The sequence below is a fragment of the Psychroserpens sp. genome, assembly GCF_047633235.1.
Classification (GTDB): Bacteria; Bacteroidota; Bacteroidia; order Flavobacteriales; family Flavobacteriaceae; genus Psychroserpens.
This window is the reverse complement of the sequence record NZ_JBLIET010000009.1, coordinates 22940-39886: the sequence shown is the minus strand read 5'-3', so window position 1 is coordinate 39886 and position 16947 is coordinate 22940. Positions and strand designations below refer to the sequence as shown.

Here is a 16947-nt window from a genome sequence, read left to right as displayed (position 1 = left end):
TTAAATATTTAAATCTAGATTAGAGAGGTTCCAATCCTGATTATTTTCGTAACGCAATGTACCATTTTTTACCACTAATGGCGAATCAAAATTATTGGCAAATAAGCCACCAGTGCCTAAACCTTGTGTTGATTTACTATTGAGTGTATACGTCCATTGGGCAATTGCATTAAGACCAATATTACTTTCAAGTGCGCTTGTTATCCACCATTTGATGTGTTGTTCTTCTGCCAATTTAATCCATGCTTCACTGCCACAAAATCCACCAACTAAAGTAGGCTTTAGAATAATATATTGCGGATTAATAAGCGACAACATGTCTTTCTTTTTTTCTTCGGAAAATACGCCAATCAATTCCTCGTCTAAAGCAATTGGTAGAGGTGTACTTTCACACAACGTTGCCATGTCACTCCACTGTCCCTGTTTTATAGGTTGTTCTATCGAATGTAAATCAAAATGAGATAAGCGTTTTAGTTTTTCTAGAGCTTCTTCTGGAGCAAATGCGCCATTAGCGTCGACTCGAAGTTCTACATCGTTTACTGAAAACTCTTGTCGGATGGATTTGAGGAGTTCAATTTCCGAAGAAAAATCTATGGCTCCAATTTTCATTTTTATACATGAGAAACCAGCTTTCAATTTGACTTTGATTTGTTGTTTCATAAAGGCTTTGTCACCCATCCAAATAAGTCCATTAATTGGGATGGGCGATTGGTCTTGAGTAAATCGTGAAGGAAACAAATTAAAACCATCTGCACTTTCTAAAGATTTGAAGGCTATCTCTAATCCTATTTGGATACTCGAGAATTCAATAAGTTCACTGACCAAAATCTCTAGACCAAGATTAATGTTGTCGCAGATCCATTGGAGTTTGTCTTCAAAATCTGGTCTATCATCAATACTAAGGCCTTTAAACATACCACATTCTCCAATACCTGTTTTACCATCTTTTTCTAAAATGATAAGCCATGTGTCTTTGGTTTTCAGAATGCCTCGAGAGGTCCCGCTAGGGTTTTTAAAATTGAGTGTGTAGTGTTTAAAAGTTGCTTTTATCATCTATACAAAAGTACGAAAACTAATGATGTTGTTTTAAGTTGTATCTGCTTAGAAATTATGATGAAAACTCAGTTGCATTTGCCCTTTGCCAACACTATTTGTTTTTTGGTTCATCCAACCTAATTGAAATTTCATTCCCTTTTTAAGTACATAGCCTACTCCTAAATAGGTTCTATTACGATCAAAGAATTCTACCTCTCTATTATCGCCAATATCACGTTGACCATTTACAAATAATTCGTTATATAAAGCGGCATAAAACGCTCCTTTTTCTATAGCACTTTTGTTTAAAGTCACATTCATAAACAGGTTGTAACGGTATCGTGTTCTAAAATCTTGATCTTCTACAAAACGTTGCTCATATCTAAAACGATGTGTCAAATAGACTCTGCTTCCTAGTTTTTGTGGGATTAACGCTTCTTGATAAATTCTACTTTCGGTAGAGGTGTCATCACTATCTCCATAAGCTCCTGACGTGATATGTGCATAACCTAATGTGAATTTTGCATTAACTCCTGTTGGTCTATATGTTAGTCCAGATCTTAACAATAATTGTTCAAGATCACCTCCTAGATTCCAGTTACGATATTGGATATCACCTTGTACACCAAAATTACTATCTTTAAATTGTGTATCATAGAAATACATGTACCAAGCACCTGTTTTTCCAGATTCTACTTGCGCTAGAGACGTTGTTGTAATTAGCAAAATTATGGATAGTAAAGTAATGTTTTTTAATTTCATAGTTGGTCAATTTTATTGCAAAAATAGTAAGCATTAATCAATTTTAGAAATAGAAACCATCAAATAAAAGATGTTTAACAATTTTGTACATTAGCTGAATGTAAAAGAGCACATGCTAGACCTAAACTTTCCTAATATTATTTTATTTGCCATTCCGTTTTTTGTGATTGCGATGCTATTAGAATTATATGTAAAAGCTAAACAAGGTATCAAAACATATGAATCTAAGGATGCGGTCTCCTCTATTGCCATGGGATTAGGTAATGTATTACTAGGCTTTTTTAGTAAAGTATTAGTGCTATTAGCTTTCTTTTACATTTATGAAAATTTTAGACTTTTCACCATCCCAATTGTTTGGTGGAGTTTTATTTTAATATTTTTTGCAGATGACCTCGCCTATTATTGGTTTCATCGCATCTCGCATGAATGTCGTTTATTTTGGGCATCTCATGTTGTCCATCATTCGTCTCAACATTATAATTTAAGCACTGCATTAAGACAAACTTGGTCTGGCGGATTTTACTCCTTCGTATTTTGGTTATGGTTACCCCTTTTAGGTTTTCATCCTGGTATGATTATACTACAAATGTCGATTAGCCTGATCTATCAATTTTGGATTCATACCGAAGCTATAGACAAAATGCCTAAATGGTTTGAAACTGTTTTTAATACACCTTCGCATCATCGTGTGCATCATGGCAGCAATCCCCTATATCTAGACAGAAATCACGCAGGAATTTTAATTATTTGGGACAGAATGTTCGGTACATTTCAACCCGAACTAAAAGATGAAAAAGTAGTCTATGGACTGGTGAAAAATATTAATACGTATAACCCAATCAGCATTGCTTTTATCGAATGGATAGATCTATTTAAAGATTCTTTTTCTGGTCGGAAATCGTTAAAAAACAGAATACTCTACCTTATTAAACCACCTGGTTGGCGACATGATGGAAGCGGACAAGTCTCTGATGATTTGCGTCAAGAATGGTTGAAAAACAGTTTGCAGTCGCCGTTTTCAGTTAAAAAAAACAAAAATGAAATTTAATAATAAAGTCATTTGGATTACTGGTGCTTCCAGCGGAATAGGAAAAAGTTTAGCTATTACACTTTCCAAATACGATTGTAAATTGATAGTGTCTGCTAGAAGAACTGAAGAACTCGAAAAGTTAAAAGGACTATGTAAAAATCCTGATTTGGTTTATGTGTTACCATTAGATTTGGCAAATACTGATACCATGAAAAGTATTGCCAATAAAGCTATTTCAGCTTTTGGAAGTATTGACATCCTCGTTAATAATGGTGGTATTAGTCAGCGTTCTTCTATCATAGAAACGTCTATCGCTGTAGATCGTAAACTTATGGAAGTAGATTATTTAGGAACTGTTGCACTTTCTAAAGCATTGTTACCACATTTTGTTGCAAAACAATATGGTCATTATGTTGTGGTATCTAGTTTGATGGGGAAATTTAGTTCGCCATTACGATCTGCGTATTGTGGTGCAAAACACGCATTGCATGGCTTTTTTGACGCTATGCGTTTAGAACACGATAAAGACAATGTAAAGGTTACTATGATTTGTCCTGGTTTCGTAAATACCAATGTGGCTCGAAATGCATTAACAGCAGATGGTAGTAAACAAGGTGATCAAGATGAGATGACCGAAAACGGATTAGACGTTGATGTCTTTGTTCAAAAAATGATTACTGCCATTCGTAAAGAAAAGTTTGAAGCTTATATTGGGAAATTTGAAAAATTTGGCGTTTTTGTGAAACGCTTATCACCTAGGCTTATTCATAAGTTGGTGCTGCGAAGTAAGTTTAGGTGAGTCTAAAACTCAATACTCTCAACAATCTTTAATAACCTAAAGTCTTTATATCTAGTGTTACGGTTATCTAAAAAATAGTATAACCAAAAATAAGCGACAGTGAACCAGTCTTAGATTCTACAGCAGTAATTTTTTCTAGAGGATTTCTATTAGTTTGAAACAGAAATTCTGCACTGTATTTGTTATCAAACTTATAACCAAAACCTAAAGCAAAATTAACGCTAGAATCCATTTGAAATGTATCGCCAGAACCCATTTGAAATGAATCACCAGGCTCATATTTTACAACATTGTCTGAAGATACAGAATCAAAAACAAAAGCGCCATTAACATATAATTTAGAGTTCTCATTTAAGAAAAAATAATGTCTAAACCCAAAATTTAATTCAATTGAAGAATAATCGGTCATAAAATTCTCTGTGCTTTCAATAGAAGTTCCTGCAAATATTATACGTTCACCTTCTAAACTAACACTTTGATATCTTGGTTCGAAAAATACTGACCACTTTCCGCCATTAAATTTGAAAACATATTCCATTTCTAATCCTAGAGAAAATCCTGTAGCACTATCAAATTGAGAGACTTGACCCTGCCCCTGTCTTTGATCCTCCACAGAAAAATTACTAGTCCTAAGTCCCGCTTTAATAGATAAATTAAAATCACCTTTAGTTTCATTCTCAGTATAATTAATAATATCCTTATCTAAAGAGTTATTAAAATCTATAAAATAACTCACTAAATCACTTTGATTATACTCAATGTTAGTTATTACACCAACAGTTGATCCAGAAAACGGTAGTTCGTTTAAAAGCTGTTGCTTAAATTGGTTGTTTTCACTTAAACCACGATCAAAAGCATTATATTTTTTATAAACTAATTGCTTTATATCTTGGTTGTTTTTCTTAAAAAAATATCGCCTTAAATTTGCATCAGTATACGCATACAAAGTAGCTTCACCATCAATCAACACTTTTAATAAAATACTTTCCAATTTAAAATCAGGTAGCCTTGAGGTACTCATGTTTTTTAATTCAGAACTTGACCTATCTATTTCCGCTTCCTTTCTTACAAACTTAACTTTATCATAGATTACTAATTCATTTATCTCAGTCAAGTCTAATGTTTGAGAATCTCCATCAATGCTAGTTTTATATTGAATTTTATCTGGTGTATTTTTCCACTCTATGTTTTTAATTAAAACTTCTTTTTTTTCATTATTAATATTAATGAAATATCCTTTTTCAAATTTAATTTGAGCAAAAGAATTGAAGAAAAATAAACTAAAAAGCAATACGAGGAAAGGATTTTTCATATGTTATCTAAAATTAATTATAGTAAAAATTCTAACAAAATAGGTTTTTTTATAAGAAATGAATACATTTTTAGTAAAAATATATAAGGAAACTTATTGGTTTCTAGCACTACAAATTAATACTCTATTTGTAAGCACTTGTCACAGACTAGCGCCAGCAGATTAGGTTTTATTCAAATGGACTGTAATAGCTAGTCACATACCATAATACTATTCCGGTCAAATAAATTAAATGAATTAGGAGCGCTCCTTTATTATATACTTTATATTTATTCATACAAATACTAATGAGGTTTATTAGTATTAAAAAAAATGAAATAAATGCTAACAAAATTAGAAATATATAATTCAAACCGATAAAATATCCGGGTTGCACTAGTGTTGCTGATAATATTAAAAACACTTCAAGACAAATACTATAGTAGATTAGCGTTTGTATTAATCCTTTTTTATTTTCATTCTTTTCTATAGTGTCTATTTATAAATTAGCAATGAAAATCAAAGAACTATTACAACTCAATACTCTCACCAATCTCCAGCAACATCAAATCCTTATTCTTATCAAAGAATTTGCGCTTTGCTGCTTCATGGTCTATTTCAATATAGCCAAACGTATCAAAATGATAACCCAGTACTTTATCACATTCTACAAAGTCACTCGCTAAGATAGCCTCTTCAATTCCCATTGTAAAATTATCTCCTATAGGTAAAATCGCTAAGTCTAGTTTTGTGAATAACGGAATCAATTTCATATCCATAGTCAATGCTGTATCTCCTGCGATATAGATGTTTTTATACTCACCTTCTATCACAAAACCTCCAGGTTGACCTCCATAACTACCATCTGGAAATGAGGATGTATGAATAGCATTAACATATTTTACATTTCCAAATTCAAAATCCCATTGACCTCCATGATTCATCGGATGATTTTCTAAACCTAACTTATCAAAATGTGTCGCAATCTCAAAATTTGAGACGACTACTGCTCCTGTTCGTTTAGCTATAGCCTCAACATCTAAAATATGATCTTGGTGCGCATGAGTCACTAAAATATAGTCTGCTTTTAAAGTTTCTATGTTGATATGTGACGCTTTAGGATTTTCAGAAATAAATGGATCAACTAAAATATAGACGTCATTAATTTTGATACCTAGACTCGCGTGACCGTAAAATGTAATTTGCATTGGTATTGGATTTTATAAGATTATTTACCTAACTCGAAAATACAAAAAAAACTCAGACAGATTTTAAGAAATTGTCTGAGTTTTTAAGCCCCAAATTTTATTATCAACATTTAAGTAAATGCCTGCTAACCTACAAAATTTATTAAGCAAATACAATAACTAATTAACTGACAACCAAATAACTGTATTAAAAAATCACAAAACATATCCAATACCTAATAATATTGAAAACAAAAATGTGGTAAGTGCAAGAACTTTTAACTGAGGATCAAAATCTTTTGGATTTGTAACTTTTATGACAACATTGATATGAATTAGTAAAGGAATAAATGCGAGGTAAAACAAAAAATTCCAAGGACTTGAAAAATATAAAATTGAGAATACTATAGATACAACTATAGTCAAAACCATGAGAGTAATGTGATAAGCCTTTGCTTTGTTCTTACCTAATTTCACTGCAAGTGTCTCTTTCTCTGCTAGTTTATCAGACTCAATGTCTCTCATGTTATTAAGGTTTAAAACACCCATACTTAAAAGGCCAACTGAAATTGCAGGTAGCCAGACATGATGGTCTATACTTTTTGTATATAAAAAGTAACTACCAACAACACTTAAAATTCCGAAGAAAATAAAAACAAATACATCTCCTAATCCTTTATAACCGTAAGGCGAACTTCCTACCGTATAATTTATTGCTGCATATATTGAGAATCCTGATAAAAAGAAAAAGAGAATCGCATAGAGTAAGTACTTACTTCCAAATGAGGTAAATATTAGTCCTACAGTTAAAACTATAACGACCAATATATTCAATTTAATCCCTTCAAACATCTCTTCTGGAGTGATCGCTCCACTTTGAATTGCTCGCTTTGGTCCTATTCTGTTTTCATTATCTGTCCCTCTAATACCATCTCCATAATCATTAGCTAGATTAGAAAGAATTTGTAATGCTACTGTTAAGAGAATCGCAAAAGTCATTATATAGGCATCAAACTTGCCATTATAATACGCAAAGCAGGACCCTATAATGATACCCGATATTGATAGAGGTAAGGTTCTTAATCTAAAAGCAGATAGCCAAGGCTTTATTTTAGTAATCATAAAATGATTTTAGATTTAAGGAATCCACTTTTTATCAAAGTTAGGCTTACGCTTTTCTAAAAATGCATCACGTCCTTCTTTAGCTTCATCTGTCATATAAGCCAAACGCGTCGCTTCTCCTGCAAATACTTGTTGACCAACCATCCCATCATCTGTTAAATTCATTGCAAATTTCAACATTTTAATTGACATTGGTGATTTAGCTAATATTTCTTGAGCCCATTCGTAGGCAGTATTTTCTAACTCATCATGAGGAATAACAGCATTGACCATTCCCATATCATAAGCTTCTTGAGCTGAATAATTTCTTCCGAGGAAAAAGATCTCACGAGCACGTTTTTGTCCGACCATTTTTGCTAAGTATGCAGATCCATACCCACCATCAAAACTAGTGACATCTGCATCTGTTTGTTTAAAAATAGCATGCTCTTTACTAGCCAATGTTAAATCACAAACCACATGAAGACTATGCCCTCCTCCAACGGCCCAACCAGGAACAACAGCAATAACTGCTTTTGGCATAAAACGAATTAAACGTTGCACTTCTAGAATATTAAGGCGATGGTAACCATCGTCTCCTACATATCCTTGATGACCTCTTACTTTTTGATCACCTCCAGAACAGAAACTCCAAATACCGTCTTTGGTTGATGGTCCTTCTGCAGATAATAACACAACACCAATATTGACATCTTCGGTAGCATCATATAATGCATCGTAAAGTTCACTTGTTGTTTTGGGCCTAAAAGCGTTTCTAATATTGGGACGGTTAAACGCTATTCTAGCGACACCGTTGCGCTTTTTATACGTAATATCTTCATAGGTTTTTGCTGTAACCCATTCGGCTTGATTCATAACTGTAAGTATTTGTTACAAAAATACTGCTTTTTAAATATAGAACTCATCATATACAAATCTAAAAGCATGTAAAGCGTATAGACTTCCTTTTTTAATACTAATGTGAAATAATTATGATAAAAAGATTAGCAGTCTTCAAGTTTTCAACTCTAAAAATAGAAAACAATAAATAGGAATGAATAATTCTTTTGTCTATAATATGTATGAATAATATATTTGTAGTCCCAATTATTAAATAAACGATATGTCAATTATTGAAAGTCCCCACTATCGAAAACTAATACGCAAAGAAACTATATCTCTAGGAGATTTATATTTAAAAAAAAATCGTAATGTGTGAATTCAAGGATGGTGTAAACACTGATTTTAATAACTTTAACCAAGACAAGACTGCCATTTAAAAGCAGTTTGACAGCAGTGATTTTCGCTTCGTTGCTAATAGAATATACTTCTAGTCTATTTTAATTACTGATGCGCCTTTATTCAAAGAGGCATTCAAAAACCTGAAAGCTTATGCCGCAACCACATACTCTTGTTTTTCTAGTCATGTTTTTGAAATGGAAAATCATTTCTTCATTTTTAATAGGCAAAAATTTAATGAATGAAACAAACCTATGCATTGGGTTGTGTAAGATTTAGAAAAAACGCACCTAGTTTTTAATTTAAATAAATTCCATCTTCTTTTATCGTAATCAACTTTTGCTTGTATAAAGTACCAATAGCCTTTTTAAAAGTCTTCTTACTCATTTGTAAAACGTTTTTAATATCGTCTGGATTCGATTTATCGTTAAGCGCTAAAAAACCATCATCGGAATCACCAAGATACTCCATAACTAAATCGGCATTTGGTTCAATTTTTCTATAGCCTATTTTACCAAGAACGATATCTAATTTATTATCCTCACGTACTTTCTTAACAAAACCTTTTAAGCGATCTCCAACACTAACATCTTTAAAAATATCTTCGGAAAAAATTAAACCTAAATGTTCATTGTTGACGATAACATTCATTCCTAATTCTGAAGGATGAGATACGATTAAATTTACCTCATCAAATTGTTGAACAGTTAAGTCTTTATTATCTAAAAAACGATTGGTTTTACTCGAGGCCACGAGTCTATTTGTTTCTTCATCCAGATAACAATGGATAAGGTACCAACCACCTGCTTTCATTTTAAAGGCTTGCTCTTTAAATGGACAGAAGAGTTCTTTAACTAATCCCCAGTCTAAAAAAGCACCGTGTTGTGTCACTTCATTACAACGTAGCAAAGCAAAATCATCACGAACAACATAAGGCTCATCTGTCACTGCTACTAAACGTTCTTCATTATCTAAATACACAAAAACCTTAAGCTCTTCCCATATTTGAAATGTCTTAGGCACATATCTATTTGGAAGTAAAACTTGGTTTTCCTCTGAATCTGACAAGTATAAACCTTGCTCAGTTTCTCGTATTATTTCTAACGTGTTGTAATCTCCTATTCTAATCATACCCCAAAGATATGTAAAAAAGTACTTTAGATGGCTTTACTTTTCAACTTAAGGTATGAGAAATTTATCTGTTTTTAGGTGATAAAATTATTGTCTTAAAGTTTTAGTATAAAAAAAGCATCACCTAAGTGATGCTTCTTAATATATTTTAAAGATTCCTATTTATAAACAGATTCTTTTTTGAAATGTGTTGCCAAAAGATAATACACTACTGCTCTGTATTTATTTCTATTTGATTTCCCGTATTTTTCCATTACAGCATCAATAGCCTTATCTAAATCAGGGCTATCCTTAAGACCTAACTTTTTAATTAAAAAATTGTTTTTAACTGTAGCTAATTCAGATTCATCAGATCCAGAGACTGTTGCAGCATCTGCATTATAAATAGATGGCCCACAACCAATTGTTACTTTCGTTAATAAATCCATGTTGGCAGTTACACCACATTTATCTTTTAAATCTGCAGCATATTTTGTTATTAAGTCGTCTCTTTTACTCATCTTGGTTGTTAATTTTTAGGTTAATAAATATTTGCTCTATAAATATAGACAAATTTTAGACACCGAATAAATTAGGATGTCACATTTTTATTTCACAAACTTAAAGTAGTCCAATAGAATGGAATCATTTTCTGTCCTAGGTGTAAATACTTCTAATAGTCGTGGTTGTTTTGACTTGTTATAAAATGGTTTTAAAGCACCTTCTAATTCTAATTCATTATGAGCTGTCGTATATTCAAAACCATACATCTCACATAATTGCTTTGCTGTTAAGTGATGCTTAGTTTCAAAGAAATAATCAAAATTATCTGTGTTTTTGTGTCCAGGTAGAATCCTAAAAATACCTCCTCCTTCATTATTGATAACAATAATCCTAAAGTTTTTAGGTATATAGTTATTCCATAGCGCATTACTATCATAAAAGAAGCTTAAATCTCCCGTAATAAATGTCGTTTGCCTTTCACTAACTACGGCATAACCTAATGCTGTTGATGTACTGCCATCAATGCCACTTGTACCACGATTACAATAAACCTTAAGAGAAGGGTTCATATTAAATAATTGTGCATACCGTATCGTTGAACTGTTACCTAGTTGCAAAATTGTCTTGTTGGGTATTGATTTTAGTATAAGATTGAAAGCTTTAAAATCACTAAAAGGAATTTGTTTTATATACTCCAAATGTCTCTTATGTCGTAATTGTTTCACTATAGTCCAAGTCTCTAAGTAACTACTTTTAGCTACATGAGTTATTTTAGGTAGAAATTCACTAAAAAAATCATTTGGTTTTGCCACAATATGCTTGCTTAAACAAAAAAAAGTATCATTAGCATTTTTCTCCCCTACATGCCAATGATGTTTAGGTTGATAGGTTCTTAAAAATGCTTTGATTTTTTTAGAAACGATTAAACCACCAATTGAAATTAGTATGTCTGGTTGTAAGTTTTTAAAATCTTCATCCTCTAAAGGAGCTATCATTTTATCGATACTAGGAAAGAAATTTTTATGATGTACATTAGACGTCGTTTCTGTAAAGACGATCACACTATCATCATTTGCCAAATCATTCAACCATTGCTGCTCTATTTGACTAGGAGACAACACGCCTATCAAAATCATTTTTTTCTTTGACACATACCATTCATCAATACAGTCTTTGAGTTCTGCTCGATCAATTTTTGGTAACTTGATATCTAATTCCTCAACCTTTGGATTTATGCTCAATTCCTCAATAGTGTCATAAAGAGGCTCATCAAAAGGAATATTAATATGAACTGGTCCCTTACTAAATCGAGCTAGATTGAATGCTTTGTTTATTTCCTCTTCGTTATAAGATTGAATACTTTGCTGTAAGCCCAAAATACGTTCTAATTTATTTTCTAAACTCTTAAACATCGGAAGTTCTTCTTTATCTGACAGTCCCTTTTCATCTTTTAAGTCTAACTTTAAATTTGATGAATACAGGATATTCTTTTCAAAGACCTCTTTTTGATTGATGGTTTGTCCGTCACCAATACCAATGAGATGCTTTGGTCTATCTGCAGACAATACGACCAAAGGTATATCACTAAAGAACGCCTCTGCTACTGCAGGGTAATAATTAAGTAAAGCACTACCTGATGTGCACACAACAGCTGCAGGCTCTTTGGTTTGCTGAGCAATACCTAATGCAAAAAAAGCAGCACAACGCTCATCTACTATGCTATAGCACTTAAAGAATTCATCATTAGAAAATCCAAGCGTTAAAGGTGCATTTCTGCTTCCTGGAGAAATAATAATATGCTTTATATTTTTAAGTTTACACAACTGAATTACAGTTTGCGCAAGCGGAATTTTAGGGTGTATCATCTATTTACAAAGTTATTGAAAATGTCACTTAAAAAAAATAAGATTGGATACAATTAATTCAGTAACTTTATTTCTTTTATATTCAAATTTAAATTCTACATCACAAGCATATTAAGAGCTTTATCACTCAATCAAATGAGTACTAGTAAATAGTATGCCACCGCTAAATAATAATACATTCTACACATGAAATTCCAATTTCTCTTTTTTCTCTTTTTATCGTTAGCCTTTAGCAACTCTGTAAATTCTCAACAAAATGAAGCCCTTTGGTTTAGAAACACTGCTATCTCTCCAAATGGACAGCAAATTGCTTTTACGTATAATGCAGATATTTATATAGTATCTTCAAATGGTGGGAAAGCTACTCGATTAACAACCCATAGTGCTTATGATACTAAACCTGTCTGGTCGCATGACGGACAACAAATAGCATTTGCTTCCAATAGACACGGAAACTTTGATGTGTTTATTATGACAGCTTCTGGAACCAACGTAAAGCGACTAACATTTCACTCAGCTGATGATACGCCAACAGACTTCTCTCAAAATAATGACGCGGTTTGGTTCAATAGTATTCGTTTGGATAACGAAAACTCTATGCTGTTTCACAAGTTAGGAGAATTATATAGTGTAAACATAAATGCGTCAACACCAAAACAACTCAGTAGTTTCCCCGCTTACCAAGCTAAAAACAACAGTAAAGGTGATATGATATTTGAAGAAATTAAAGGCTATGAGGATGAGTGGAGAAAACACCATACATCTTCAGTCACTAGAGACATTTGGATCAAATCAGCTGCAGGAAATTATACAAAACTATCAAATTTTAAAGGCGAAAATCGCAATATCCTTTTTGGTTCTGGTGATGTTTTTTATTTTTTATCTGAAAAATCGGGAACATTTAACGTCTTTCAGTCGACGTTCTCTAATCCAAATAAATCTGACCAAATTTCAGAATTCAAGAGGCATCCTGTACGACATCTTTCAGTTTCAAATGATGCGCTTTTAGCTTACAGTTTCAACGGAGATATCTACACTCAGCGCATTGGAGAATCTCCAAAAAAATTGAATATAGAGGTTAGTGGTGATCAATCATTAATGGAAAATGAATTATTATTTGTTGACGGAAGCGTCACTGATATGGTACCTTCTCCTAACGGAAAAGAATTAATTTTTATCTACAGAGGCGATGTGTTTGTAACCTCAGTAGATGGTAGTTTAACACGACGACTTACCGATACTCCAGAACAAGAACGCAATATTGACATTAGTGCAGATGGCAGAACTATTATTTATGCTGGAGAACGCAATAACAGCTGGAACCTATACACTCAAAGGCTTCCAAAGAAAGAAGAAAAATATTTCTTAAATGCTATTGAATTAAAAGAAGAGATCTTACTTGCTGATATTTCTGAGAGTTTTCAACCTAAGTTCTCACCAACAGGAGAGGATGTCGCTTATTTAGAAGAGCGAACAAAACTGAGAACTATCAATCTAAAAACTAAAGAAATCACAGCGATTCATAATGGTGAAAAACATTTCTCATATTCAGATGGAGATCAGGAATTTGAATGGAGCCCAGACGGTAAATGGATTGCTATAACCTTCTACCCAGATCAATATTGGGTTGCAGAAATAGGTGTTTTAAAAGCCGATGGTTCTGGAGATTTGATTAATGTATCAAAAAGTGGATTTAATGATTTTAAGCCAAAATGGTCATTAGATGGTTCTATACTATATTGGGTATCAGATAGAAACGGGATGCACAGTGTTGCAAAAACAGGACCTTCACAACTAGACGTGTATGGTGTGTTTTTAACTCAAAAAGCTTTTGATGAATTCAAATTAAGTAAAGATGAATTTGCATTTGTTTCAGAGGATAATGAGACTGATAAAAAAGAGAATGATGAAAAAAAATCTAAAAAAGACGAAGACAAGAAAGACAATGAAAAAAAGAATGAAAAGTTAAAGCCTATAGCTATTGAGTTTGATAATTTATACAAGCGTAAAGCAAAATTATCATTATTCTCTACTAATCTGTCTGACATGTTAGTCACTAAGGATGCTAAATCGTTATTATACTTAGGTCGCGTAGATAATAAAGCCGATTTATGGAAACTAGATTTACGTACCAGGGAAATCAAGTCTTTAGGTAAATATGATCGTGGAGGCAGTATGGCCTTTGGCAAAGATGCTAAGGAAGTTTACGTTTTAAGTGCTGGGAAAATATCTAAAATAGATATTAGTTCAGGTAAGACGGAGGGTGTTGGTATCAACGATGAAATGTCATTTAATTTATCTGCAGAGCGTTTATACCTTATGGATCATGTATCTCGTCAGGTTAAGAAAAAGTTTTTAGATCCTAATCTTCATGGAGCACCTTGGGATACATTATCTGCTAACTACAAAAAATTCGTACCTCATATTAACAACGACTATGATTTTAAAGATATTTTAGGAGAGTTACTAGGAGAATTGAATGCTTCACATACTGGTGCACGTTTTACAGAGCCTAATAAAAAAGGAGATAAAACAGGATCACTTGCTATTTATACTAACGATAGCTTTGATGGTAATGGACTCCAAATTTCTGAACTTATAGAAGGAAGTCCTTTAATTAATGGTGATAAAAAAGTAAAAGCAGGTGTTATTATAGAAGCAATAAACGGTGAAACCCTAACTCAACGTATTAATTATTATACCCTTCTAAATAGAAAAATTGACGTTGCTATTACAGTTTCTTATTATGACCCATTAACATCTAAAAGATGGAAAGAGCGTGTGAAGCCAATTTCAATAGATGCAGAAAACGATTTACGCTACCAACGATGGATTAAAAAAAACCGAGAGATGGTACATAAACTATCTGATAATCAAATTGGATATATGCATATTCGCAACATGAACGATGGGAGTTTTAGAGAGTTCTTAGAAGAAGTCATGGGTGAAGAAGTCAACAAAAAAGCATTGGTCGTTGATACGCGATTTAATGGTGGAGGCGATTTAGTTGATGACATCACTACCTTTTTAAGTGGAACAAAATATATGGAGTTTAGAAACGGAGGAAAAGTGGTGGGCACAGAATCACAACGCCGTTGGACAAAACCGAGTATTATGCTTATTGGAGAGTCTAACTATTCTGATGCACACTGCACTCCTGCTGGATATAAAGATTTAAAAATTGGAAAACTCGTAGGCATGCCAGTTCCTGGAACTTGTAGTTTTGTATGGTGGGAACGTATCCAAAATGGGATCGTATTTGGAATCCCAAACATGCAAGTCTTAGATATAAAGGGTGATGTTTTAGAAAACAAAGAATTGCAACCAGATATTTTAGTTAAAAATGGTTTTGACGCAATCACTAAAGGAAAAGACGAACAAATAGAAGCTGCTGTTACAGAATTATTGAAACAGGTTAATTAGAATGCAACTCTAGAATGATCATCTAGTTCAATAATACGCGCATCATCGTTTGAGTTTTGTTGACGGTTTCCTCCCACTCCAATTGTGGGTCCGAATCTTTTGTGATACCGCCTCCAACATAAATCAATGCGTGCTTATTTTTTATTTGCATACATCTTAAGTTAACGAAGAGTTCACTTGTAGTTTTAATACTTGAGTACGCATTATTCTCTACATTTCGTCTATTTGTATTTCGGGATTTTGAAGTCTTAATATTTAATTCACCCAGAAACCCCGTATAAAACTCCCTATTATACTTTTCATTATTTAAAATGAAATTTTTGGCTTCCGCCTTAGGCAAACCACAAATAGCAGGTGTTGGATGCAGGGTTTCGACAACAGATTTTAATATACCAGATTTTAATATACCTGAAATTTTAGATTGCAAGTGAAATAGTTGTCCTGCTTTGACTGTATTTGGACCTGTAACATTGATATTATTTAAAACACCTTGAAGATTATTAACGATGTAATCTGTTACTATTTGCTGTTCGTTTATTTCTTTCGTTCCCCAAGCTGTTTCACTAGTGTCGTTGTGTTTTTTAGTACCTGCTAAAGACATGGTTTTGAAACGTAGTCCTTCAATATTTAAAAGCGTTTCTGGAGTTGCTCCTAACCAAAGTCCTATATCTGGATGGTACCATAGATAAACAAATGCTGTTGGATAAACACTCAGTAACGATTGAAAAAGTTGTATCGGGTTTTCTTCGGAAATTGGAAGACCTTCAACTCTAGATAATACAACCTTTTCAAATGTTCCATTTGTAATAGCTCGAATACCTTTTTGAACTAATTCTAAGTGTTGGTCGTAAGTATTTTGAGATGTTTCTGAATTACTTTTAAGATTTGTATTGTTAGATATTTCCGAAGAAAAAACACAGTCACAATTGATACTTATTGATTGATCTAACGGAAATAATATCGCATCATTTTTAGAATCAAAAGGTGAAAACACAAAACCACTCTCCGTAAAATCATTTACGGTATGTAAGGCATGATCCTTTTGAAGTATCGCCTGTACAAATGAGTTGTTAGGCTTTCTATAAGCAACAAAAGGCCGTTGTGAATTATAATGGGTTTCTATAGCTATAAATAATTCTTTTTGAATCATTACTTACTTGTTTTTTGGCAGCGTAATTGTTGACAATCGTCCAATAGAAATTAAATTATCATCATCATCTGTGACCCTAACATCTAATAATTGAGTTGTTCTACCTTTATGTAAAAAAGTAGCTTTGGCATACACATAACCACTTTTAACACTTTTAAGATGATTTGCAGTGATCTCTAAACCACGAACAAATTTATTCTCTATATCTAAGAAAATATGAGATGCAAAACTACCTACACTTTCTATTAAAGCTGCAGTTGCACCGCCATGTAAAACACCATCAGGTTGATAAACTCTAGAATTCACAGGCATTCTAGCTACTAAAAAATCATCACCATAATCTACTATCTCAATGTCTAAGGTTTCCATCAACGTGTTTTTGCTCGCCGCATTAGCTTTATCGAGCACCTCTTGTTTAGATAATTGCATAGAATTACTGTATTTTTAGCGT

At 32.8% G+C, this 16947-nt stretch carries 14 protein-coding genes; 3 read left to right on the top strand and 11 right to left on the bottom strand.

Going from position 1 to position 16947, the window contains the following annotated elements; all coding sequences use genetic code 11:
• Both ACJAZK_RS04630 and ACJAZK_RS04625 read right to left on the bottom strand, forming a co-directional pair.
• Positions 1-1053, bottom strand: a complete 1053-nt coding sequence (locus tag ACJAZK_RS04630) for an o-succinylbenzoate synthase (RefSeq protein WP_415222842.1) — start codon at positions 1051-1053, stop codon at positions 1-3.
• 48 nt (positions 1054-1101) lie between these two features.
• Entirely contained in the window at positions 1102-1797 is a 696-nt protein-coding gene (locus ACJAZK_RS04625) for a DUF2490 domain-containing protein (protein WP_415222841.1), read from the bottom strand.
• 112 nt (positions 1798-1909) lie between these two features.
• On the opposite strand from ACJAZK_RS04625, the gene ACJAZK_RS04620 reads away from it, so the two are divergent.
• Entirely contained in the window at positions 1910-2845 is a 936-nt protein-coding gene (locus tag ACJAZK_RS04620) for a sterol desaturase family protein (RefSeq protein WP_415222840.1), read from the top strand.
• Complete coding sequence (locus ACJAZK_RS04615) at positions 2835-3626, top strand: SDR family oxidoreductase (RefSeq protein WP_415222839.1); 792 nt, start codon at positions 2835-2837, stop codon at positions 3624-3626. Before ACJAZK_RS04620 ends, ACJAZK_RS04615 begins: the two co-directional genes overlap by 11 nt.
• Positions 3627-3693: 67 nt before the next feature.
• Here ACJAZK_RS04615 and ACJAZK_RS04610 read toward each other — a convergent pair whose 3' ends face one another.
• From ACJAZK_RS04610 to menD, 7 genes are all read right to left on the bottom strand, one after another.
• Complete coding sequence (locus tag ACJAZK_RS04610; RefSeq protein WP_415222838.1) at positions 3694-4938, bottom strand: hypothetical protein; 1245 nt, start codon at positions 4936-4938, stop codon at positions 3694-3696.
• Between the two features lie 509 nt (positions 4939-5447).
• A complete protein-coding gene (locus tag ACJAZK_RS04605; RefSeq protein ID WP_415222837.1) occupies positions 5448-6125 on the bottom strand; it encodes a metal-dependent hydrolase in 678 nt (225 codons plus the stop codon).
• A gap of 195 nt (positions 6126-6320) precedes the next feature.
• The gene (menA, locus tag ACJAZK_RS04600; protein ID WP_415222836.1) at positions 6321-7226 is read right to left on the bottom strand and encodes a 1,4-dihydroxy-2-naphthoate octaprenyltransferase; all 906 of its coding nucleotides are present in this window, start codon (positions 7224-7226) and stop codon (positions 6321-6323) included.
• 15 nt (positions 7227-7241) lie between these two features.
• The gene (locus ACJAZK_RS04595) at positions 7242-8081 is read right to left on the bottom strand and encodes a 1,4-dihydroxy-2-naphthoyl-CoA synthase (RefSeq protein WP_415222835.1); all 840 of its coding nucleotides are present in this window, start codon (positions 8079-8081) and stop codon (positions 7242-7244) included.
• A gap of 660 nt (positions 8082-8741) precedes the next feature.
• Positions 8742-9575: a S1 RNA-binding domain-containing protein gene (locus tag ACJAZK_RS04590; RefSeq protein WP_415222834.1), complete on the bottom strand. Its 834-nt coding sequence runs from the start codon at positions 9573-9575 to the stop codon at positions 8742-8744.
• Positions 9576-9733: 158 nt separating this feature from the next.
• The gene (locus tag ACJAZK_RS04585; RefSeq protein ID WP_415222833.1) at positions 9734-10075 is read right to left on the bottom strand and encodes a DUF2853 family protein; all 342 of its coding nucleotides are present in this window, start codon (positions 10073-10075) and stop codon (positions 9734-9736) included.
• An 87-nt stretch (positions 10076-10162) separates the two neighbouring features.
• Positions 10163-11923, bottom strand: a complete 1761-nt coding sequence (gene menD / locus ACJAZK_RS04580) for a 2-succinyl-5-enolpyruvyl-6-hydroxy-3-cyclohexene-1-carboxylic-acid synthase (protein ID WP_415222832.1) — start codon at positions 11921-11923, stop codon at positions 10163-10165.
• 186 nt (positions 11924-12109) lie between these two features.
• Here menD and ACJAZK_RS04575 point away from each other — a divergent pair, with 186 nt between their 5' ends.
• On the top strand, positions 12110-15346 hold the full coding sequence (locus ACJAZK_RS04575; RefSeq protein ID WP_415222831.1) for a S41 family peptidase: 3237 nt from the start codon (positions 12110-12112) through the stop codon (positions 15344-15346).
• 22 nt (positions 15347-15368) lie between these two features.
• Here ACJAZK_RS04575 and ACJAZK_RS04570 read toward each other — a convergent pair whose 3' ends face one another.
• Both ACJAZK_RS04570 and ACJAZK_RS04565 read right to left on the bottom strand, forming a co-directional pair.
• Positions 15369-16496, bottom strand: a complete 1128-nt coding sequence (locus ACJAZK_RS04570; RefSeq protein WP_415222830.1) for a chorismate-binding protein — start codon at positions 16494-16496, stop codon at positions 15369-15371.
• A 3-nt stretch (positions 16497-16499) separates the two neighbouring features.
• The gene (locus ACJAZK_RS04565; RefSeq protein WP_415222829.1) at positions 16500-16925 is read right to left on the bottom strand and encodes a PaaI family thioesterase; all 426 of its coding nucleotides are present in this window, start codon (positions 16923-16925) and stop codon (positions 16500-16502) included.
• Positions 16926-16947: the final 22 nt, after the last annotated feature.